Origin of the sequence: Candidatus Odyssella thessalonicensis L13 (assembly GCF_000190415.1) — a bacterium.
GTDB classification, from domain to species: Bacteria; Pseudomonadota; Alphaproteobacteria; order Paracaedibacterales; family Paracaedibacteraceae; genus Paracaedibacter; species Paracaedibacter thessalonicensis.
On record NZ_AEWF01000005.1, the window covers coordinates 136,204 to 158,817 of the forward strand.

16 protein-coding genes and 2 pseudogenes are annotated in these 22,614 nt (G+C 36.6%); 8 read left to right on the top strand and 10 right to left on the bottom strand.

Annotation, left to right across the window (positions count from 1 at the left end; all coding sequences use genetic code 11):
• Nucleotide 1 precedes the first annotated feature (1 nt).
• Nucleotides 2-1,495: a methyl-accepting chemotaxis protein gene (locus tag HMO_RS0109500; RefSeq protein WP_010302046.1), complete on the bottom strand. Its 1,494-nt coding sequence runs from the start codon at nucleotides 1,493-1,495 to the stop codon at nucleotides 2-4.
• Between the two features lie 231 nt (nucleotides 1,496-1,726).
• Here HMO_RS0109500 and HMO_RS14600 point away from each other — a divergent pair, with 231 nt between their 5' ends.
• The 6 genes and pseudogenes from HMO_RS14600 (at nucleotide 1,727) to HMO_RS14610 (ending at nucleotide 8,315) form a co-directional block, all read left to right on the top strand.
• Nucleotides 1,727-4,405, top strand: a complete 2,679-nt coding sequence (locus tag HMO_RS14600) for a chemotaxis protein CheA (protein ID WP_010302049.1) — start codon at nucleotides 1,727-1,729, stop codon at nucleotides 4,403-4,405.
• Nucleotides 4,402-4,872 (top strand): chemotaxis protein CheW, encoded by a 471-nt coding sequence (locus HMO_RS0109510; RefSeq protein ID WP_010302052.1) that lies wholly within the window; start codon nucleotides 4,402-4,404, stop codon nucleotides 4,870-4,872. Before HMO_RS14600 ends, HMO_RS0109510 begins: the two co-directional genes overlap by 4 nt.
• A gap of 69 nt (nucleotides 4,873-4,941) precedes the next feature.
• A complete protein-coding gene (locus HMO_RS0109515) occupies nucleotides 4,942-5,307 on the top strand; it encodes a response regulator (RefSeq protein WP_010302058.1) in 366 nt (121 codons plus the stop codon).
• Between the two features lies 1 nt (nucleotide 5,308).
• Nucleotides 5,309-6,406, top strand: coding sequence for a protein-glutamate methylesterase/protein-glutamine glutaminase (locus HMO_RS0109520; RefSeq protein WP_052572026.1), 1,098 nt, complete (start codon nucleotides 5,309-5,311; stop codon nucleotides 6,404-6,406).
• Nucleotides 6,399-7,246, top strand: a pseudogene (locus HMO_RS15265) (CheR family methyltransferase). The gene HMO_RS0109520 and the pseudogene HMO_RS15265 overlap by 8 nt, the downstream one beginning before the upstream one ends.
• Before the next feature lie 4 nt (nucleotides 7,247-7,250).
• Entirely contained in the window at nucleotides 7,251-8,315 is a 1,065-nt protein-coding gene (locus HMO_RS14610; RefSeq protein WP_010302064.1) for a FliM/FliN family flagellar motor switch protein, read from the top strand.
• Between the two features lie 370 nt (nucleotides 8,316-8,685).
• On the opposite strand, the gene HMO_RS0109535 is transcribed toward HMO_RS14610, so the two are convergent.
• Nucleotides 8,686-9,600, bottom strand: coding sequence for a DMT family transporter (locus tag HMO_RS0109535; RefSeq protein ID WP_010302065.1), 915 nt, complete (start codon nucleotides 9,598-9,600; stop codon nucleotides 8,686-8,688).
• A gap of 1,330 nt (nucleotides 9,601-10,930) precedes the next feature.
• Between HMO_RS0109535 and HMO_RS0109540 the strand changes: the two genes are divergently transcribed.
• On the top strand, nucleotides 10,931-12,148 hold the full coding sequence (locus tag HMO_RS0109540; RefSeq protein ID WP_010302067.1) for a hypothetical protein: 1,218 nt from the start codon (nucleotides 10,931-10,933) through the stop codon (nucleotides 12,146-12,148).
• 767 nt (nucleotides 12,149-12,915) lie between these two features.
• Here HMO_RS0109540 and HMO_RS0109545 read toward each other — a convergent pair.
• The 3 genes from HMO_RS0109545 to HMO_RS16810 all read right to left on the bottom strand — a co-directional run bounded on the left by HMO_RS0109545 (nucleotide 12,916) and on the right by HMO_RS16810 (nucleotide 15,548).
• The gene (locus tag HMO_RS0109545) at nucleotides 12,916-13,524 is read right to left on the bottom strand and encodes a hypothetical protein (protein ID WP_010302068.1); all 609 of its coding nucleotides are present in this window, start codon (nucleotides 13,522-13,524) and stop codon (nucleotides 12,916-12,918) included.
• Nucleotides 13,525-13,538: 14 nt separating this feature from the next.
• Nucleotides 13,539-14,492 (bottom strand): AAA family ATPase, encoded by a 954-nt coding sequence (locus HMO_RS14615; RefSeq protein WP_010302069.1) that lies wholly within the window; start codon nucleotides 14,490-14,492, stop codon nucleotides 13,539-13,541.
• A gap of 831 nt (nucleotides 14,493-15,323) precedes the next feature.
• On the bottom strand, nucleotides 15,324-15,548 hold the full coding sequence (locus HMO_RS16810) for a hypothetical protein (RefSeq protein ID WP_139016865.1): 225 nt from the start codon (nucleotides 15,546-15,548) through the stop codon (nucleotides 15,324-15,326).
• A gap of 32 nt (nucleotides 15,549-15,580) precedes the next feature.
• Between HMO_RS16810 and HMO_RS16815 the strand changes: the two genes are divergently transcribed.
• Entirely contained in the window at nucleotides 15,581-15,769 is a 189-nt protein-coding gene (locus tag HMO_RS16815) for a hypothetical protein (RefSeq protein WP_139016866.1), read from the top strand.
• Between the two features lie 37 nt (nucleotides 15,770-15,806).
• Here HMO_RS16815 and HMO_RS0109565 read toward each other — a convergent pair whose 3' ends face one another.
• The 5 genes and pseudogenes from HMO_RS0109565 to HMO_RS15730 all read right to left on the bottom strand — a co-directional run bounded on the left by HMO_RS0109565 (nucleotide 15,807) and on the right by HMO_RS15730 (nucleotide 22,202).
• Nucleotides 15,807-16,157, bottom strand: coding sequence for a hypothetical protein (locus HMO_RS0109565; RefSeq protein WP_010302078.1), 351 nt, complete (start codon nucleotides 16,155-16,157; stop codon nucleotides 15,807-15,809).
• A gap of 593 nt (nucleotides 16,158-16,750) precedes the next feature.
• Nucleotides 16,751-17,554: a ParB/RepB/Spo0J family partition protein gene (locus tag HMO_RS15725; protein ID WP_010302080.1), complete on the bottom strand. Its 804-nt coding sequence runs from the start codon at nucleotides 17,552-17,554 to the stop codon at nucleotides 16,751-16,753.
• 14 nt (nucleotides 17,555-17,568) lie between these two features.
• On the bottom strand, nucleotides 17,569-18,375 hold the full coding sequence (locus HMO_RS0109575) for a ParA family protein (RefSeq protein WP_010302085.1): 807 nt from the start codon (nucleotides 18,373-18,375) through the stop codon (nucleotides 17,569-17,571).
• Nucleotides 18,376-19,659: 1,284 nt separating this feature from the next.
• Nucleotides 19,660-20,730 (bottom strand): annotated as a pseudogene (locus tag HMO_RS15270) (IS481 family transposase).
• A 419-nt stretch (nucleotides 20,731-21,149) separates the two neighbouring features.
• The gene (locus HMO_RS15730; RefSeq protein ID WP_010302089.1) at nucleotides 21,150-22,202 is read right to left on the bottom strand and encodes a DnaA N-terminal domain-containing protein; all 1,053 of its coding nucleotides are present in this window, start codon (nucleotides 22,200-22,202) and stop codon (nucleotides 21,150-21,152) included.
• Between the last annotated feature and the right edge of the window lie 412 nt (nucleotides 22,203-22,614).

Below are 22,614 nucleotides of genomic sequence, written 5' to 3' on the forward strand. Positions count from 1 at the left end.
TTTAGGTCGAAATCTGTTTTGCCGCCTCAGAGACATGCTTTGCCGATTCCTCGGCAGAGAGTGTTGCCCTGGCAATCTCGCTCATGCTTTCATTTATACTAGCCACAGCGTTTGCCGCGGTCTGCATATTTGAGGACATTTCTCTTGCTACAATTCGCTGTTCCTCAACAGCGCTAGAGGTGGTCGTGACATACTCGCGCACAGTTTCAATCGATTGGCGGATTGCTTCTAAACATTGGACAACTTCAGAGGAAACTGATTGAGTCTTTTCAATTTCTTTAGCAATATCATCGGTGGCTCTCGTAGCTTGGTTAGCCAGATTCTTAACCTCATTTGCTACAACGGCGAAGCCTTTACCTGCTTCTCCGGCTCGCGCTGACTCGATGGTGGCATTAAGAGCTAACAAATTGATTTGATCCGCAATACTTTTAATAAGCTCAACAATACCTCCCATTGATTGAGTGGCCTCGGTTAGCCTTTCAGCTGCTTGGTCTGCTGACACCGCATGCTCATAAGTATTATCGGCCCCATTGCGAGATTTCACCATGCTCTGAGCAATCTCACCTACAGAAGCATTCAACTGTTCTGCCCCTGAGGCAACCATTTGGACGTTTGCTGATGTCTGAGCTAAGGCTTGCGAAACATTAGATGATTGCATAGCAGCCTTAGATATAGCATTCACAATTTCTTCGATATTATTATCAATAACTTTCTGGGCTGCTTGTTGTGCTTCTCTTTTTAAAGCACTTTCTGTAACATCTCTGGCATATTTTATTACTTTAATAGGTTTGCCTTTTTCATCAATAATTGGATTGTAGATTCCATCGATATAAATAGGTTTCCCATCTTTTCTGAAGCGTTTAAATTCGCCCATAAAGTGTTTGCCTTGGCTAAGTGTTTCCCAAAACTTCCTATATTTATCGCTAGTGCGTTCCTCAGGCTCAATAAATATACTATGATGTTTGCCTTGTATTTCAGATAAGCTATATCCCATCACCCTTAAGAAATTGTCATTGGCATCCAAGATAGTCCCATCCATTTTGAAATGGATTACTGCTTGAGTTTTATTAATTGCTTCTATTTGTCCACTAAAATCAAACCTTAATAATTTACAATCAGTAATATCTGTTATAAGTTTTAGGATTTTAACGGGGCGCATATTATGGTCATAGATTGGATCGTAAGAAGCTTGAATCCAAATAATAGATCCATCCTTTTTGACTCTTTTGACTTCGGATACAAAATGCTCCCCCCGATTAAGCCTCAACCATAAATCTGCATACTCAGGTGAATTTCTTAATGCTGGCTCTACTAAGATATTATGATGCTTACCTCTGATTTCCTCTGACTGGTAACCAAAGATATCTAGAAAGTTTTTATTAGTCTCTAGGATCTTACCATCCAAGCCCAATTCTAGGATGGCATGATATTTATTTAGAACCTTCATTTTAGCGCGTAGGTCCCTTGCTAATAGCACCTCTAATAGGTTGACCATAAATAAACCCTCGTCTTAAGTAGCTTTCGGACATTACATTGAATTGTTTAGATTATTAATGAGCAATTATTAATTTAATATTAATCCTTAAAAAGAAAAATTTATGTCGCCTAATTATTTGTTAACTATTTTTTATTTATTATAGGGATCAATATTTAGAGTATTAGGCAGTCAGCATCTTAAAGAACTCCTTTTACTCGCTCATGGCTCAGCATAGGAGACATAACTATTATGGATGATCTTTTAACTGAATTTATTGTAGAATCGACTGAGAACATATCACAGTTGGACGAAGATCTCGTGGTCCTAGAAAAGGATCCTCATAATCCCAAATTATTGGAAAACATCTTTCGAGCACTACATACAATAAAAGGAACCTGCGGTTTTATTGGCATGCCGCGATTAGAGAAAGTTGCACACGCAGGTGAGAATGTTTTAGGGGCAATGCGAGAAGGCACCCTGATTGCAAATAATGAAGTTATTTCTCTCATTTTAGAATGCATTGATACTGTTAAAATGATTCTAATGGGATTGGCAGAAAATTCCACTGAACCACCCGGAGATGATGAATATTTAATCCAGCGCTTAAATGGATTACTTAATGTATCAGAAGAGCGCGGTGCTAGTATAACAGAAGAGGGGATCGAACTTTCTGAGAGAGATCCTTTACATGATTCTACTTCTATAATTGATGAAAATAAAACTGAGTCTCTCTCGAATGATCTATTAGAAAACTTAATAACTGAGCAAAAGTCCCTTTTATCCGAAGAAACTCCTAGAGTGTTAACGCAGCAGAATTCTTCATCCAAACAAGCAGCCGAAGGTGAAAAGGATAAGGAACCTTTAGTAGCTAACCAGAGCATTCGGGTTAATGTATCCTTACTCGAAGAATTGATGACCATGATCAGCGAGCTTGTTTTAACAAGAAACCAATTAATGCAGATGGTTCGTGAAAGTGAGAACAATGAATTCGCCGTACCTCTTCAGCGACTTAATTATGTTACAGCGGAGCTGCAAGAAACAGTTATGAAAACGCGTATGCAGCCCATTGGTACTGCTTGGACAAAACTTCCTCGACTTATTAGAGACTTATCTAATGATTTGCGGAAAAAAATCGATTTAGAATTGATAGGAAGCGATACTGAGCTAGACCGGCAAGTGATTGAACTTATCAAGGATCCCTTAATACATATGGTTAGGAATTCAGCTGATCATGGACTAGAAAATCCGCATGAGCGTTTGGCGACTGGAAAAGATGAAACCGGTAAGATAACATTAAATGCATATCACGCGGGTGGACATATTCATATTGAAATTGCTGATGATGGACGTGGTCTGTCTTTACAAAAAATTAAAGACAAAGCAATAGCTAACGGCTTTATAAGAGCAGATGCGGCTGACACAGTTCCTGAAAGCCAAATTTATCAGTTTATTTTCAAAGCAGGTTTATCGACAGCAGAGAAAGTCACCAATGTTTCTGGGCGCGGCGTCGGGATGGATGTTGTTAAGACTAACATCGAGAAGATTGGTGGGACAATTGATGTCAAATCTGTTGTTAATAAAGGTACTAAGTTTACAATTAAGATCCCTTTAACTTTAACTATTGTCTCGAGTTTGATTACTGAAGTTCAGGGGAATCGCTTTGCTATCCCGCAACTAAGCGTTTTAGAACTAGTCAAAATATCTCGCACCTCACAATCTAAAATTGAATACATTAAATCTCATCCTGTTCTGCGACTGCGAAAGAAGCTTCTCCCTCTTATTTTCTTGAAGGAGCTTCTTAAGCTTGAGCCGCCTAGGGAGCAAGAGGATGTAAGAGCTAATGAGAATTGTTATATTATGATTTTGCAGGTAGGAGAAGATGTGTTTGGTCTGATTGTTGACCAAGTATATGATACTCAAGAAATTGTTGTTAAACCTGTCAGCAATTTGTTGCGAGATGTCCCTATTTTTGGAGGAAATACCATACTGGGAGATGGCAGCGTCATCATGATCTTGGATCCTAACGGGATTGCAGCTACGCTTGCTAATAGCGACGTGCTTGACCATATCAAAAATGATTTTGCCTCTGAAAAAGCAAAAAAGAAAGCGGAGAACAAGCCCATACTTCTTATTTTTCAATCTCACGATCAAGCGTATAAAGCCGTCCCTTTATTGCTTGTCTCTAGGCTTGAAAAGTTTAATGTCCATGATATTGAAATGGATGGAGATCACTATAGAGCAAAATACTCTGAAGATTTAATGCCTCTTTTACCGATTCATGAAAGTTTCACTTTGCCCTCAGATGGCTCAGTGCCCGTTCTGGTTTTTACAAGAAATGGACAATCATTAGGCATCATTGTCAGCAAGATTATCAATACAATTGAAGAAAGTATTGAATTAAAGATTAAGTCAGATAACCCTGCTGTATTGGGAAGTACAATCGTTGATGGTATATCAACTGATATAATCGATACTGAATTCTATATCCAAAAGGCACAAAAATATTGGAATAATTCCTTATATAAAAATCTACCAATTATCTATATGGGTAACAAAGATTTCTATATTAGCTTTTTAAAGCCATCCCTTGTTGCTGAGGGATATAACCCTATATTTATAGATAATAATGATTTAAGTGAAGACACATTACAAATATACAAAAATGCTCCTTTAATTGCTTTGATTGAGGAAGATGGACAGTCCACTCAAGAGACTTTCTCCCTTCTCCTAGGGCAAGACTGTAAGGATTTATATATCTTAAAGCTTAATATGGAGCCTAGTTCTGTTAGTAATGGAAACCATGAAAGCACGATCTCGGTTTACAAATATGATCGAAAGGAAATTCTTTCTCAATTGAGCAAAATTAAAATCATCATTAATAATATTCCGACTAAACCAGATCAAGTCGTCCCAGGAGTGCCACAATGACCCAATCTAATACTGATCCCTCACTATTACTACTAGACAATAAAGAGCAATATCTAACTTTAAGAATTTGTAATGTTATGTTTGGCATACCAGTTACAAAGGTTCGCGATATATTTGATCAGCAAAAGATCACTTTTGTTCCCTTGGCAGCTCCTGAAATTTTAGGGGAGATCAATCTTAGAGGACGCATCGGTACAGCAATAGACATGCGAAGGCGCTTATCCTTTCCTAAGAGTAAGGATGAGCATCCTGCGACTATGAATATTGCTGTAGAATTACACAATGAGCTTTACAGTTTAGTGGTAGATAGCGTTGGGGAAGTGATGACATTGCTTAACAAAGACCTTGAGCCCCTTCCAGTAACGTTAGATCAAGAATGGAAAGACTTGGCAATTGGCATATTTAAGCTTAAAAATGAGCTCCTTATTATATTGGACATAGAGAAGATTCTGAATCTTAATAAATGATAGGATTTAAAATATTTCTTTTTTTAGAAATTAAATATTATCTAATGATAGAGAATAAAGGATGTGTAAATGAATCAATGCTTAGTGGTCGATGATTCCCGTACAATTCGCAGAGCTATTATAGCGACAATGAAAGATTTATCCTTTGAATTTCAAGAAGCTGGCGACGGTCTAGAAGCAATAGAGAAATGTAAAAGCCGTATGCCCTATCTGATCATTCTTGATTGGAATATGCCCAATATGACCGGCATTGAATTTCTTCGTAATTTACGGCGCATGTCAGGCGGAGAAAAACCAAAAGTTATCTTATGTACGACAGAGACAGGCTTGAACTTTATTCAAGAGGCTCTAAAATGCGGAGCTGATGAGTATATTATGAAGCCTTTTACAAATGAGATCATTAAAGAAAAGCTTAAACTCTTGAGGATAATCTAAATTGGTCCACATTGAGAATTCCTTAAATAGCTCAAAGATTCCAGTCATGATTGTTGACGATTCGGCGGTGATTCGTCGTATCATGAGAGAGATTATAACCTCTGACCCTCAGCTTGAAGTAATAGCATCCGCAGAAAACGGAGCAGTAGCGCTTGAGCACAAAGCTCTTAAAACAGTAAAAGTTGTTGTTCTTGATATTGAGATGCCAGTGATGGATGGACTAACAGCTCTACCGAAGTTATTAGCCCAAAATCCAAATCTCATCGTTATTATTGCATCAACTCTGACCTCCAGAAATGCAGATATAAGTCTTAAAGCTCTAAGACTGGGAGCTACCGATTACATTCACAAGCCCTCTTTTAATCAGACAACTGAAGATATCGATGAGTTTAAAAAGCAGCTCTGTACAAAGATAAAAGTTTTGTGTACAAACTTTGAGCGTCGAGCACAATATAATCCCCTCAAGCCGTTGCCCTCAACAAATTATAGTTTGCGGCCTATGCCGTTTTTAAAGCCCCAAGCAATTGTTATTGGCTCCTCTACAGGAGGGCCTCAAGCTCTATTAAAATTATTTGAATCTGTACGAAGTCTACCTTGTCCGTTACTCATCGTACAGCATATGCCCCCAAGATTTACAGAAATGTTAGCTAAACAAATAAGAGAGCTAACAGGTATTCCGACTTTTGAAGCAAGCGAGGGAATGAGCGTTGAGAACAATAAGATAATAGTTGCACCCGGAGATTTCCATATGACCGTTATCGCAGAGCACAGTCAGATTAAAGTTCATTTAGATCAAGGACCAAAGCAGAATTACTGTCGACCTTCTGTCGATCCTTTATTTGAAAGTGCAGCTGCAATATTTGGAAGCCGCCTATTAGGGGTTATGTTAACGGGGATGGGTTCAGACGGACTGAAGGGAAGTCAGAGGATCGTTGAAACGGGCGGTACAATAATTGCACAAGATGAAAGTACATCCATAGTATGGGGGATGCCTAAAGCAGTGACAGAAGCGGGGCTGTGCAGTGCAGTAGTACGATTGCCTGAGATGTTTTCGACAATTGAGTCTATTTTGAAAAGAAAAGAATCAACCCATGGATAATAGATTAGACAACCAGACCATTAGCCCAGCCAATTATAAATTTATAGTTGAATTGCTAAGAGATGAAACTGGACTGAGCTTAAATGAAGATAAGGAGTATCTCCTAAAAGGACGGCTTTGCAGTCTTCCAGGTAAATTTAATTTTACCTCTATTGATGAGCTTTTAAATGAGGTGAGGTTAAAAAGGTCTCCTGTTATTCTAAAGGAGATAATAGAGGCTCTAGAAACTTATGAGACCACTTTTTTCCGTGATCCTACGCAATTTGATTACCTTAACAATGTTTTCATTCCAGAATTTAGCCAAAATTTTAAAACATTTCAGACCTTACGAATCTGGTGTGCAGCCTGTTCAGCAGGGCAAGAAGCCTATTCTCTTCTGATGAATTTTAAAGAAAATCCTCTCTCACAAGCTTGGAATATTCAGATACTAGCTACAGATATCTCTCAATCGATTATTGCAAAAGCTGAAAAGGGATTATATTCCCACTTTGAAGCTCAAAGAGGCTTGCCAATTAAGTTATTAATTAAGTATTTCAATCAAGTAGATACAAATTGGCAGGTAAAAGAGGAACTAAAAAAAGCATACAATTCCATACTCACAATCTTTTACATCCTCCCCCCCAAGTGGGGGTATTTGATTTAATATTCTGTAGAAACGTATTAATTTATTTTGATAAAAAGACTAAAAAGGATGTCTTAGAACGCTTAGTTAAAGCTGGGACTTCGAATGCAAGAATCTTCCTTAGTCGTAGTGAAGATATTTATCATCTTGTAGACGGATTAACGCCTTTAAAAAATCAAAATGGTATTTATGAATTTAAACCGTCAGTATCCAGTTAAGTGAATGGAAGAAACAGATATTAAGAATGAGGTTGAGGATGAAGAAGCAGCAATGCTTGCGGAGTTCGAGCGGCTATTAGAGCAGGATAAATCCGAAGACAGTAACCGTGTGCTAGGGCAAGGGGAGATTGACGACCTTTTCTCAGGCGGCTCTGATGCAAGCAGGGGAATTCTTAAGGCTCTAAAATCTTCTAAGGTTTACCACGAAAGGCTTCCAGGATTACATGCAGTTCTAGAAAAATTTGCGCACCTTATAACCTTAAGCTTACATCAGCTCTCAGGCGCTTCTGTAGAAGCTCTGCTGATGGATATAACTTCTATACCCTTTGAAGATTATCTGGCGGGCATTCCCATACCTTCGATGATTAATGTATTCGATATTATTGAATGGGATGATTCAGGTTTACTTGTATTAGATAATTTATTATTTTATCGTATTGTGGAAATCTTGTTGGGATACCGGGACTCTCAGGAGGAAGAAGTACCCAAAAAGAAACTTGCGGAAGGTCGGTTTTATACTCTTGTCGAAAAAGCAATTATTAAGAACTTTGTTATCCTCACTTTAGAAGATCTCAGTACAGCATTCTCACCGGTGGGCTATGTCAACTTCAGATTTGAGCGGCAAGAAGACTTTCCCCGATTTGCAGCTGTTGCACAATCAGGAAATGCCGCTATATTAGCTAAAATATCCGTTACCTTGAATGGGCAAGGAGGAGTTTTACATATAGTCATACCCTACCGTGCTTTTGAATCGGTCAAAGAGAAATTATCCTTCACTTACTCCCAAGGAGGAAACTTTGGGCAAGATATAGTTTGGGAAAAGCATATTTTAAGCCAAATGGGTGATGTTGAAGTAGAGTTAAAAGCGGTACTTAGTGAACTAACTCTTCCTCTTTTGGAGGTACTAAACTGGAAAATAGGATCACAAGTAACCTTAGATACCTATCCTGATTCAAGTCTTAAAATATATTGTAATGATGAATACATGATGACTGCTAAAGCAGGAAAAATCAAAGGAAAGCTCGCAGTTTTGATTGACCAGATAGACGCTGATTCGAAGCCTAAATAAATCTAGATGGTGACATTTAGCAGCTAAGTAAAAAATGTGAGCAGGATTATTAGTCCTATAAGCAGCTATATTTCGCAAATATTACTGAAAATTTATTACTTTTGCTGAATGCTAATATTTAACAAAACTGACAAGAACTTTCGTGTCTTAACGGAGTTGCTTGTATATTCCTCCTTTCTCAGCTATTTTTTCCCAGAAGTGAATATACTCTTCTCGGTTAATCAATACTCTACTTGTCCCCCTCTTTAAAAGAGGGACAAGTAGAGACTGTGCTAAAGATAGTGCTGAAGAAAAGATGCTGAGATCTTATCGCTCTATAGTCACTCCCATACATAACACTCAGTATTACTCCGCATATTATACGGACAGATTATTTATTCTTACTTCCTTGACGATATTCATACCGAGCAATGAAAAATGTGCTAGGGATAATAACGGCTGTGCCTAATAGAGTAATCATACTAGGAATTTCTCCAAAAACAAGAAACCCAAAAATAACTGAAACTACGAGCTCAAAGTATCTAAATGGTGACAGTGCAGAGGCCTCAATAATTGCAAAAGCTTTAAGTATACAAAATAGGATCAGATTTGCACCGACACCCAATAAAGCTAATATCCCCAATTGTTGTGGAGTGGGCGACTGCCACATAAAGTAAGTAGGGACGGCACTCAATATCATCGTGATAAGGGCTGAATAAAATAGCATGCTTAACATTCCCTCTCTGACGATAAATTTCTTATTGATAATATCCAGCACAGAGAACATTAAAGATGCACCTATTAATACAAAAGCCATCAATGGAAAATCTGAGGCAGTTGGTCCTAGAACTATTATTATACCTATAAATCCTAGAATCGTAGCTGCTAGCCGCTGCCACCCTACATTTTCATGCAAGAACAAATATGCCAGCACTAAGGTAAACAAAGGAATTGTGAAGCTTATAACAGTAACTGTTGCTATGGGAACAAATTTAAGGCCATAACACCATAAACTGAGGGCAGCAAAAAGAATACTGCCGCGTGCAAGATGTATAAGCGGACGCTCACTTTTCCAGGAGCTCTTTCCAAAGTATATCATAAAAGGAATCAATGAAAGTGTGCCAAATAAAAATCTTAAGAATATAATCTCAATGCTGGGCAGATTCTGACCCAGGAATTTCATGGTAAGATCATTGAAATTACTTATAATTAAACTTAATATAAACCATAAAATTCCCTTCAAATAACTACTTTTTAGAAGGGATTGATGGTTAGAGTATGATGCAGGTCTTTCTGTTACATCCATAAAGTTATTCCTATATTGTGGTAAATACTTGCTTCTGATCTTGCTAAAAAATTAAACATAGGCTTTTGATAGTCTTTTCATCCATAACAGTAGAATGGTCATCTTCACGTTAATTAAGTTTAAATGCATCAATATTTTTAATGCCCGACAGTGAATCTAGCACGAACAGCCTCTTTAGCAGATGTTACGCTACCGTTTTATCGCAAGATGTTTGAGCAGCAGTTAATGAGAAAAAAGTATAACTTTCGAAGAAAATAAGCAAGAAAATACAACTTAACTCCAGTAGCATTAGTTGAAGGCTGTTTTTATTCATATCTTTTTATACTTACTCTCTAATAACACAAATCTGTTTTATTGTTCTATAAAATTTTTGTTATGTTAAATAAATTCAATTTGCTGATTTTTTTACCAACATAGAGCCATCCGTTTTGAATATACATGTTTTTTATTGCTGTTAGTTTAGGGGTGTCTAGATCAGGGAGAAAGCTTAGATAGTTTAATAAAACATATCCTTAAGCAAGCAAATCCTTTTATAAACCTTTATCTCCAATATTGCTCAAAGGTGAGCCTCCCATGGTGATAATTGATTCTATTATAAACCTATATGCACCATGCTTGCGCTTACTAGGAATTGCAAAGACCTCGAGGCGCCCTGATCTGAAAAGCAGAGCATCTTTTCTATATGAATAAGCTTTTTAACGGCTATAGCAGCCTCAGAGCTTGATTAGGCTATGCATCCGTAATCTTATCTTATGATCTAAATTAAAAGACTCTGGTTAAAACATATTCTCCATAGAAAAATCTTACTTGATGAGCAACACTACGAATATCTTCTGGGGATATTGTTTCTATAGCTTAAGAATCCGTAGTCTCTTGGGGTTTATAAGGGGATCTAATAGGAATGCTACTCATTTTACATGTATGTACTAAAACTCTAGAAAGTTAGGTTTTACTGTTTTAAAAAGAAAAATAAGGAGGAATATGTTTGGAAGGCACATTTCTTATATAAGCCTGATCATAATGACCAGAGAACAAATAACCCGCTTAAAGTCTTAGGCTGGTCCAATGGAGTTCAATGTACAGAACAACTACAAAACTCCACTCTTATCTTACAGATAGAAAATAATAGGTTATGGGAATACGGTGATTGCTCTACCCTAATATATTATTTGAAAACAATGAGAGTAAGCAACTTTTCAGATTTATGAAAATTGCTTGAAAAAAGAGGCTGGCTCTCCTATATCTTAGCCTATCTTATGCCAAACCCTATATTCTCAAAAGCCATCTGTTAGAATAGGCTGCTTTTAAGTTTGTCGAAGGATTGTAATTCATGACTTTTGCCCCTTCCGTGCCCCGCTCTATCTTGCCTTTTGTAAAAATTTCTCCTAAACAGAGAGCTGCAGTTGAAGCTTGGTGGCAAGCATTCAATAAGGATCAGCATTTAATATGTGATGCACTTAATGGAGAGAAAGACACCACTATAGATATTCCTGCTTGGATGCACTGCCATCTTAGTAGTATTGATAATGACCTTAAGTGGGAATTCGGGCCAGGGAGGGAAAAGGCTCATCGGCTTGTTATTACAGCAGAAGATAATAGGCGCTTACGCCCCTTAGTTCAATATATCTTAAGTAAGGCACCCCAGAATGCTTTCTTAGAATTTTATGAATACCATGTTGCAGAAGGGTTAATAGAGGCTCAATACACCATGAGGGCCCGTACGAGCTGGCATGATATCTCTGAAATAGAGTTTGAGCTGGCATCTAGCGACTTTAATACCCTAGGAATTACCTATTATACTCCCCCTAGCCTAAGCCAAGATCAGGAAGCTTATTCCTATAACTCTTATGTTCTCGCTGAAGCTTTATTAGGAGAAGAAATCTTAGATAAGTGGATTGATTATATTGAGGTACAGCCAAAACCTAAAAAAGGACTCTTTAGCCGTACTAAGCATGTAGGCGCACCCCTGGCTAATTTAAAAGAGGCTGTATTGAAAACCATAAACATCAATAAGTCTCAATTACCTCAAGAGCCTTACTTTAAATTGATTCACAATAAGCAGATTAAGTGGGCCGTATATGAAGCTACACCTAACGAACAACCAGATTATCCTAGAAAACAAGATCTTTATGTAGCCTCCTTTATTCTGACAGAAGGAGATCTTTTTAATGCTACTTATCAAGGATCTGACCAATTTTTCTCTGAGCGCTATTCTAAGCATAATGAAGTATTCGTTTATCTTAAGATTGACGGGACAGCAGAGGACCTAAACCAGGAAGTATTTATCGATCGTTGCACCATAGAAGATATCCTTGATGAGGCTCTACTAGAAGAAGGCTTAGGAGGTGTTATTGGTGGGGGCACAGGGCTAAGATACTCTTATATAGACTTTGCCCTAGTTAATATAGAGAAGGCTTTTCCTCTCATACAGAAAATCTTACAAGGGGGCAAATTAACCAAAAGGAGTTGGATTCTTTTCCATGATGCCGTTTATCAGGACCAATGGATAGGCATTTGGGAAGATTCTCCCCCTCCTCTTATCTTATAGAATTTTAAAGTTGATCAATAACAAAAGAGAATCTAGAGATGCTGCGTCTTATATCATAAAGCCGAGTAAAGGCTCGAATGCTATAAGATTATTATCGTGAAACTTATATATGGAAACTTAGCTAATCTATGCTTTCTTTCTCTATTTTAACTCGTCCTATGTATCCATCTTATATGTAGGTCAGCATCCCTTCCTTATGGATCTCTTTGTGGCCTAAACTAATGTATATATACCGTTCGGTAATATTGAAAATGTCCTTAATGTAATCAGCATAAGACCCTCTAAATTAAGGATTTTTCTTATGCCCGTACAGGATGGAAGTTAATACTGATAAGCGTTTATGGTAAAGCACTATACTACTTAGGAATCTTTCGGCAATTGCTAAATATTAGTTTTTCGGGGCAAAAGGAAGTTACTTTAGCTATAAGATTTAACTTTAAATTGGAAATTAAAAAGTCAGAGCATAAAACTCAAAATTGATGCTTACGAGGTAAATTTTAATGACGAACATATAAGAATATGCTTTCAAACCCTCTTAAAATTAGTTCCTAATTTCTGAGTCTTTATAACTTTGCCTTTTAGAGTAAAGAAATTTAAATAGAGAGGCACTCGGTCAACTATTAAAATCTATCGCCTTATTAGCTTTCGGATATTCTCAGGTTGGTTGCATCCTAGACACTTCTCTGTATAATCGTAAAGCTTTGCCTAACCTTTATACACCTTGCTCTAAACTTATTAGGAACTTTCTCTCAAGGTGAAAGTCTTCCTTAGCTGATTATTGCATTTGAAGATTTCTTCTCAAAGAAATCGGTAAAGAAATTGCCGACAAGAATGGGAATTTTATAAGATGTGTATCCCCCTCTGCCTGGCTTATACTCATATACTTCTAAAATCTTTAATTCTCTAAGCCGATATATAGTTCCCTTCAGACTGGTAATAGGTGCTTTAATTAGGGATGAAAGTTCTTTAAACAAAATAGGCTGTGTATAAAAAAAGGACGAGTCCTTTTTATCAATTCTCTGTAATAAATTTTGAAGAATCAGACGCTGCAACCCATATATCCCTCTAGCGTATTTTTCTAAATCAAGTTTAGAAAGCTCCTCATTCTTCATCGTAAGACTTTCATCAGAGAAGCTTGAAGAGCGTAAAATAAGAGCCGTTGCTGTATCTTTAGCTTCTTCTTGGTTAATTATCTCGCGATATCCCCATTCATTAGCAGGAATGATTAATTCTTCTTGTGTATTTGCGATAATCGGAAGCATTACATCAGTTGTATTATTAATATCCTGTGATAGCTCCTCATAGTCCCAAGGTCTATATTCTTTCTTCGTAAATTTTTTTGTTTTCTTATTAGCAAAGTCATCTATTAAGGGCATAGAAAAACTCCCCATTAATTAGTGGTTCGAATACCATTTAGTTCCAGAATTTCTCGAGTAAATAAATCTATGTCTTCCTTAGCAGAAGAATTCTTGAGAGTTGAAAAGATTGTACTTCCCGTATAAATGGTATTAGGAAATTCTTGGCAACTTCTTATAAAGCTCTTACTTAGCATATTCTTATATATATCATGACTTAATAGTGTAGTAAGAACTTCAGAAGATAAGGCTGTCCTATTATCAAATTTATTCAGAACAATTTTTAAATCTATTTTTTTTCCATATTTTCTTGATAATCCTGATAGCTCATCATGAGTAATTTTTAAACCTGATAAGCTGAATTGTTCTGGAGTCAGGGGTGCTATTACACAGTCTGATGCAAGAGTTGCTGCTGCTACTGATTGACCTAGCGCAGGAGGACAATCAATGATAATCAGATCATAGTCAGTTTTTATCTTCTCTAAAATATTACTATATACTCTGTCTAAAGGATGCTTGTTCAGCATAATAATATTGTCTAAGACGGCATTTTCAATACGGCTTGGTATAAGATCAACGCCTGGATAAATGTTTATTATAGCATCCCTAACATTTATCCCCTCATTAATAATATCTACAATCACAGGAGTCTTGTCAGGATTGAAATTAAATGCAGATGTCAGGTTACCTTGCTGATCTAAATCTACACATAAAACTTTAGCACCATATAAACTCGCCCGAATTGCAAAGGAGTGTGCTAAGGATGTCTTTCCCGTGCCTCCTTTTACGATTTGAAACGTAATAATTTTTCTTTTAAAGGGGGTATTAAATAGTGATTTAGCTGCCTCATGTCCAAAAAAGATTCGATTTTGGCTTTTTTGATAATGAAGACCCTTTGTCTTCAGTAATTTATGTACATGCTGAATCGTTATACCAAGAAAGTCAGCAGCTTCTGGTGTTGTCATCTTTACATCAATAACTTCTGTCATGGTACCAAACCGGTTTAAGTTAGGGGTTAAAATAACACTATCACTTAATCTGCATTATTTCAATACCAATGCCCCGATTAAATTAAAATATAATATTTTTATGCCTAATAAAATCCTAAAGGATAAAGATGGGCTAAATGTGCTAGGATCATTATCCTCTATATAAAAGCTGTACTGTTTTGTGCAAACTATTTGTGTTTGATATGTATGCTATACATCCCAAATCACTCAACTTCCACTTTAATGTGGTCTAGTCTTTCGAACTACCCCTAGCTGCTCCACTAATTGAGACTTCTATTCCGATTAGGGATTTATCGCCTTTAACATTAATAAGGAAGCTTTCCTCATCAGCATTAAAGAAAGCAACCAAAGTTTCTATAATATTCTTTATTTATGCCTCATCGGCTTTGAGCGAAAGATCTAATGGCTTAGCATATCAGCATTGGACTTAAGAGCGTGTCTTGGGGGCTCTCCATAGATTGGTGTATGATTAATTTTCTCTCACCCTCTTCTATTATTTCTTCAGAATTAAAGTAGTTAAACGGTTAAAGCAAATTACATCACCAACTTGGGGAAATAATTATGCTGCCAAAGGAATGCCTCCCAGTGGTATCCCTCCGTATAAAGTCTTATCTTTACGGGGTGCGCTAATTACAATTAGCCTTGATTAGTTTTCAAATGCAGCAGCCCTCCTTGGTATAAGGGCGAGCACTTTAAGGTGGGAATTGTCGCTGATTTAGAACCGATAATTGAGCTCTAGAAGTAAGCGATTTAAGCGTTCAGAAGAAGACCATTCATTATTATAGTTCAGGCTTAAGGACAGGTCCTCAGTTAAGGCGGCCCCAATACCAAGGCCGGTCTGCATGCGGTATTTTTCTTCTTAGTGTTGTGTAGACGCTTTAAGGTTTCTTCCATGGTAAAGGAAGAGAAGAGCTCGTCAGCTTGCCCCATTTCTGACTTGCCAATCGTCGCCCCAACCAAGACATTGGCAGAGGGCTGCAGCTGATTTAAGGCTTCGTATAATTCATTGAGGGGTAAGGTGGCCAAAACATCCAAAAGCTGACCCAGCTGGGAGCCAGGGGGGGATTATGGCGGATAATATAATCAGCCACCCCTCCACCTTTGACACTGGTATCACCATTGCCTCTCCCAAAGCACTTATCCCAGCCGCAACACCGCCACTGCCGCCCACCCCATATAACCATTGCCTCCTTTTGCTTTCATATTTTGTAAAGTCATATTTTGGATGGTTACTTGGAAAGGGATACTGGCATTAGCGCTATCCAAATCTTGCTTTGTCGTAGCATTGAAAACTTAACTTACAAAGAAGCCCCGATAAATATTACCGCCATTAAGGGTAACATTACCACTAATAACTCCAGCCCTGCCTACTGCAATCGGAACACCTGCGGTATTATAATTTGATAACATGGGGAGATGGTTGCCGAGCTTAATGGTTTGGACAGAGCCAAAAACTAAATTAATAGTGATATTATTATTTCCTGAGCCATTGGCGGTAAGAATGGCGCCGCGCAGATTATAGCCACTACCCTCAGCGCCAGCAGTATCAAATTGGGGTGAGCTGGGAGTATCGGTAGCAACGGTTACATTATAGGTCTTCGAGGCAATAGAGCAAGAGACAGCAGATAAAACTCTAATAGACAACCTCTTTTTGATTCTTAAGAGAGGATACGGAGCCTAAAAAACAAATACGGTTAGCATTAATTACGCTATAATAATCCCGAAATGAAAGTTAGGCAACCTGAATGCATAAAGGATGAGATAAACTTCTGGAAGAATCTCTGCCAACTTCTGCTAATTATAACTCGGCTATTGTTGTTACCTTTCTTTGCACAGAAATTTAGGAGACTTATCCTACCCTTTTGTTCTAGCAGGGAGAATTAATTATTATGTCGAGCTTGTTATCGACTCTCCCGTATATTAACGAAGGGGACAACAGAGCTAGTATGTACCTCAAACATTAAGGAAAGTAAGCCAAACTATAGGAGGGCTGAAGCTACTGATAGTAGGAGGGAGAATTCGGTAGTCTTAGTATGCTTTTAATAGTAAAAAGCATTGAAATCAATAAAATTAGAAAGAATTTGAAAGATCCTTAGTTAAGAAGAGAACTCCGGGCAAATAATTGTGTATAAAGGAGAGTATCCCGCGGGATACTCTCTATTCTTCTTCAATTAACACTAAGTAACTAATTGACCTCGTTAAGAAGACATGCATTGAAAGTATCCCGCGGGATACTTTTAGCCTTCAAGATGCTGTATAATTTTCTGTAACTCGTTTTTTAATAATTCTTTGCCATAATTATCTAACTTATCTATTTTTGAATAGTCGGATCTGAAACTTGATCCGTTAAAAGACAATCTTAATAAAGATGAGAATTTATCATTTTTATTTAAAGAATTAAATACTTTATCCCGAATAGATTGGGTGTCTTTTAAATATGCTATGCTTTTCAAGAAGCCCATTTTTATGTCTTTCTGATGCAATAAATGCTCTTTGACATCTTGAGGAAGACGTGAAATCGCCAGCAAATGCGTTATTTTCTGTTTAGAAACGCCGATCCTCTCCGCTAGTTCTACCTGGCTTCCATACTTTTTATTTGACAAGGTTTTTTCTACGGCATCAGCAAGCTCAATAGGATGAAGATCAACGCGCTGAATATTTTCAATAAGAGCTATTTCTTCAGAATCTTTATCCCTATCAAGAATCATGCATGGGACTTTATTAAGGCCAATCTTTCTAGCTGCATTAAGACGTCTTTCTCCTGATACAACTTCAAATTTACCTTGGAGAGTATCTGAAGGTATAATTTGCAAAGGTTGTATTATTCCATGAGCTTGAATAGATAAGGCTAACTCATTCAATAAATTTTCATCAATTTCTTTTCTGGCTTGATTCTTGAATGATATTATTAGCTCAGGGCTTAAGTAATAGATCTCTCCTTTTACTTCACTCATCCCAATACTAAGCCGATTCTCTGTAGAAGGCTTAGTGATCATTCTGTTCATACTTTCTGGTGGCTTCTTATATTTAACGTTACCCATCTCTTATACCTTAACTACTTATTCTCAGAGATCATAATTATATGATGTATAATTTCTACAATATCTTCCCAAGCGTTCGAATTTTGTTTACAGAAAAAAGCAAGAGGCAGTGCAGATTTTGCAGAGATGTTAAAATCTTCAGATTTCCTTATTGCAAAATCTTTTTTTAGATACTCAGAGAAGTATTCTCTCAAAGTATGCATAGCCTCTGAAGAAGTGGATACTCTATCTTCATACTTATTAGGAATAACATGAATCAGAGGAACATCCTTTTTCATTTTCCAGAAAAAGCTTTTCATATCTTCATTAAGTAATGATAATCCCATTATACTGAACGGTTGAGTCTCGCAAACAATATTTATCACCTGTGCAGCATTTATAACATTACGGTTTATTTGATTAATGTTTGGATTAGCATCAATAATAATGAAGTCATATTCTTCATAAAGTTGGTCTAATATGTCCTTAAGTAACTCTTCCTTCCTTGTTTGATGTATTAATTCCGCTTCTAGACGAGTAAGAGAGATATTAGACTGTATAAAATCTAGCCCTTCAGAAATAGTAATTATTGACTGCTTAATAGGTATCCCCTTTATAAGCACATCATATAATGTAGGGGCATTTAAATTAGGAGTAACGGCAAAACAATTGGTTAAATTTGCTTGTGGGTCAGTATCAATAAGCAGAATCTTGAAGCCTAGAATTGATAAATGAGAAGCAATCTGAAAGGAAAGAGTTGTTTTACCCACTCCTCCTTTAAAATTATAGAACGCATGTACTTTTCTAATAATACGGTGCTTGGAGGCAAAAATTTCTTTCAATATCTTTCTGCACCCTTCAACTGGATACTTTCTATTTTTTTCGGAGAGTTAGGTAAAGGAAGAACATTAGCTTCCCGTAATCTTCTCATTATAATATCGTAAGAAAACTTTGAAAGTGCTGATAAATGTATGGGAGTCGGCCCTGTATCGTAGTATTGCATTCTGTAATCCTCTCTTTTGCACTATAGCATTCTAATTCTGGATATCACAATTTTTTAGATGCGTTTGAGAAAAGAATACGTCTCTAATTTATTTTTCTGAAATTATAGTCGTATAACTTAAGGATAAATATAAGTATGAGAATGAGATTCTGGTAAGTTATTTAAAGTAGGTTCAGCTCGAAGAGAAAATTATTTAGAAGCAAAAAACCTATGCGATACCCACAGAGATCTGAGATATGTTTATGTGAGAAATGCAGCACTGACATTGCATTAAACATGCGGCTGCTAGCTTTATTGATAATTTATTATAAACTGATATATTCTTATTCTTCTCTGTCTGACTATGCAGCTCTTATAAATGATATGTATACGATATGTATAGTATACATATCGTATAATAGCTCTTCGTTCTAAGATGATCCCAGAAAATCTCGTGACAGTTTAAGATAATGATCAAGGAAAACTGCGATTGACAAGACTAATTTAAAGCAATTACCTTATATGTATATTATATGTAACATATACATATAATATACCGCCCTTCTTTACGACAAGAAACCTTTAAGGTTTATAATAGTTAGAAAATTGTTTCTAACCATGTATAGATAGCAATTAAAAATGATAATATTTACAAGTCATTTAATATGTACTCTTTAAATAGTTCTTAGAAAAGGGGAATAATTTTGCCTTATTCACCCTCCTTCCAGCGCTACTAAAAAGGGAAGGTCCAGATTTTATAATTTAAAAAAGGGTTATAATATAAAATAAATATTATAAATTATATTAAGTAAATCATCCTAATAGTAATACTTAAATAGCTTTTTTAAACAGTGAGAGATAATAAATTTCAAAATTTTGATAAACAAAACTTTTTTAATTGCCTTCGATCAGTATGTACAACAATCACTACTATACTGTGTTCAGAAAAAGGATTCCTTTATTATAGGACGATTGAACAATATTAGATTTATTTTTATGGCGAGGAAAGATCTTTTCAATCAAAGATTCTTAAAATGGAAATCACTATTATAAACAAGATTTCTTTGTAGCAGAATAAGCTAATGTGTAAAAGTTAAGACTTGATCTAACAGTTACCCATTTTGGAGCTAGGTCTATTTTACTGTCAGATTAAGTTGAGGCTATCAACTTTTTCCTGCCAGATAGCTTTCACAGCAAGTAAAGTTTGCATGGGTGTACGCCCACAGCACATTTTACCCTGATGAGGTCGTTGATTATTATAATAATGAAGCCAATCATCTAGATCTTTTTGCAATTCGTCAAGAGAGGTATAAATTTTCTTGCGAAATGTGATCTGATAAAACTCATTCAAGATAGTCCGGTGGAACCGTTCACAAATCCCATTCGTCTTAGGAGACCTAGCTTTAGTCTTGGTAGGCTCTATATCATTCACAGCCAAGTACAGGTGATAATCATGCTGTTCTACCTTGCCACAGTACTCTGTTCCTCTATCTGTCAAGATGCGCAATACACCTAACCCCTATTCTTCAAAGAAGGGAAGACCCCGATCATTAAGCAAATCAGCCGCAGTAATAGGTGTTTTCATCGTGTAAAGCTTGGCATGAGCAATCTTGGAATACGTATCAACAAAGGTTTGCTGATAAGTGCGATCAACTCCTTTTAGAGTGCCAACGTAGAATGTATCCTGAGATCCTAGGTACCCTGGATGGGCGGTCTCAATTTCGCCGCAGGACACATCATCCTCTTTTTTTCTCTCCAGAGCTGCTAATTGGCTCTCGGTTAGAATGAGATTGCCATTAGCTGCCTTGTGCTCTAGAACTTTTAACCGATCTTTTAAACATGCCAGACTATTTCTCAACCAAATACATCTAACCCCACTAGGGAAGACGAATATGCCTCTCTTGCGCAACTCATTACTAGGTCGTAGTTGGCCGTAAGCAGGCAATTCTATGGTAAGATCTATGACAGCTTTCTCAACTAACTCATCTGTGCGATTTTTAAAGTTTGGTTGGCGTCGGCTTTTATCAAACAAGGCATCAACACCCCCTTCTTCAACCGCAGCCTTATACCGATAAAAAGTATCTCTCGAGAAGCCCATCACCTTACAGGCTTTTGAGACATTTCCCAGTTCTTCGGCTAAATTTAATAGTCCTACTTTGTTTTTTATGATTTTTTCATTATATTGATATACGAGGTTATCCTTTCTTTTTTTGATACTTATTCGTCATAACTATCAAAACGGCTAACCTCACTCTTTTCAAGTTCAGTGTCTGCTCAAGTCCGAACTAATGCAGCTAATGCAGCTAATGCAATGATTATGATAGCTCGACAATAAATATGATTTCGCTTCGCTTGTGAAATCAAATGATCTCAATAGAATGGCTGCTCACCATCACACTGACAAAAGTTTCTTAATAGAGTTCTTAAGGAAAGTATCCTTTTCATGCTAATATATTACCGCGGTGCAGGACCTTCCAATCTTTATCCGTTATTCTTATTATTCTCTATAGATGATATGGTGGACATGGAACAATATTAATGTCATCCATTCTGTCTTCCTAAGGCACACTATCTGTCTCTCTTTTATATTGTAAAATTTGGAATTTAAATATATATATTCTATATTTATATCATCTATATTTGATTAAGAATGTCTCTATACTCACGCGCAATAAAATCTTCATGAAACTTTGAAGGAGCTATATACGTGATTTTATCTTGAGATACAAAAAACTTTAAAGTTTTAAACCAATGCTTGTAGGCAAAGACGCCATATACCTTAAGTAATTTCAAGCGTACCTCTTTGCATTTCTCCGATTCAGATAGCTGGCAGATATCCTTATACATTTCACGCATGAGTGCTTGTTCATCTGTAATGAAAGGCAAAGGCTTTACTCCAAATTCTCCAGCATTTATCCTATCAATAATTCCGTACTTTAAGGCCCAATAGATAGATAACTTAAAGTTTTGGCTAGTAATATAAGAACTGGATGCAATAACTTTACAATAATGCTTCCATTTAATTATTTCTGAATTGAATTTCCTTTTTAAGGCCGAAAGTAATAAAGGTACTAAGTCACGTCTTAAGGCGGTCTGGCTATTAGGAAATGTGGCATTCCAATAATTCACCATATCATGTACTATGTTTGCATTACTCTCTGTTGCAGGTACTTCGTTGCTGGGTATACATTGTGAGATTGATAGCTCTTGCTTATCTTCTTGCGGCTCATAATTTTCCTTCTTATTTGCTTTTTCAGATATATTACAATCTCTGTTTGTATTTTTTGTTTTAACCATTAGGACATCTTGTCTGGTACATACGGACACTGAGAGCGTATCCTGAGGAATTTTCAGCTGCTCAAATAACTGATTCAAGCGTTCATAGTTAATAGTATAATAATTAGTCCGATTAGATTTATAGTCAGCTAGCTTAGCGACAAGTAAAACGCCCGCATCTCTCAGAGAGGCCACAATGCGCCGAATTTGCCGATCTGACACGCCTATTTGCTTACTCCATTGTTCTGCTGTATTAAAGACCCACCGCTTACCATTGTGAATAATGCCAGAACGGGTAACTGTAATCCAATAATTCAGTTGACTCAAAAATGCTGCAGTTGTCGCACCAAAATGACGCACTACTTCAGGACGCACCACAATTATAGAATTGACTTTTTTAGCGACAGGCATCTGATTCCTCCTTGGGCATCAGATGCAAATACAATATAAAATTAAACATTGCATAAACCTCCGAATTAATTCGTTAAGATTTACGCAAGAAATAGAATCACTTGACATTAATCACAATCTAATGATAATGTTAATATAATGAGTATATGTGTTTCGTTTCTCGCGTAAACACTCTAATAGAAGCCCCTGCTACGAACGGGGGTTTTTTCATTTCTGTTTTAATAAACTTCTCAATAGTCTCCTTAATAGGATTTAATCTTTATTTAATCCTGTTAACAGATTCATCACTTTCTTCCCTTCTCTTATAGCTAACTACTAAGATTAAGTAAGATATATTTTTATGCTGCCAACTTCATCTTTAAAAAACAATCGATTTTTTTAATAATTATCAAAATGTTGAAAAAAAGTATTT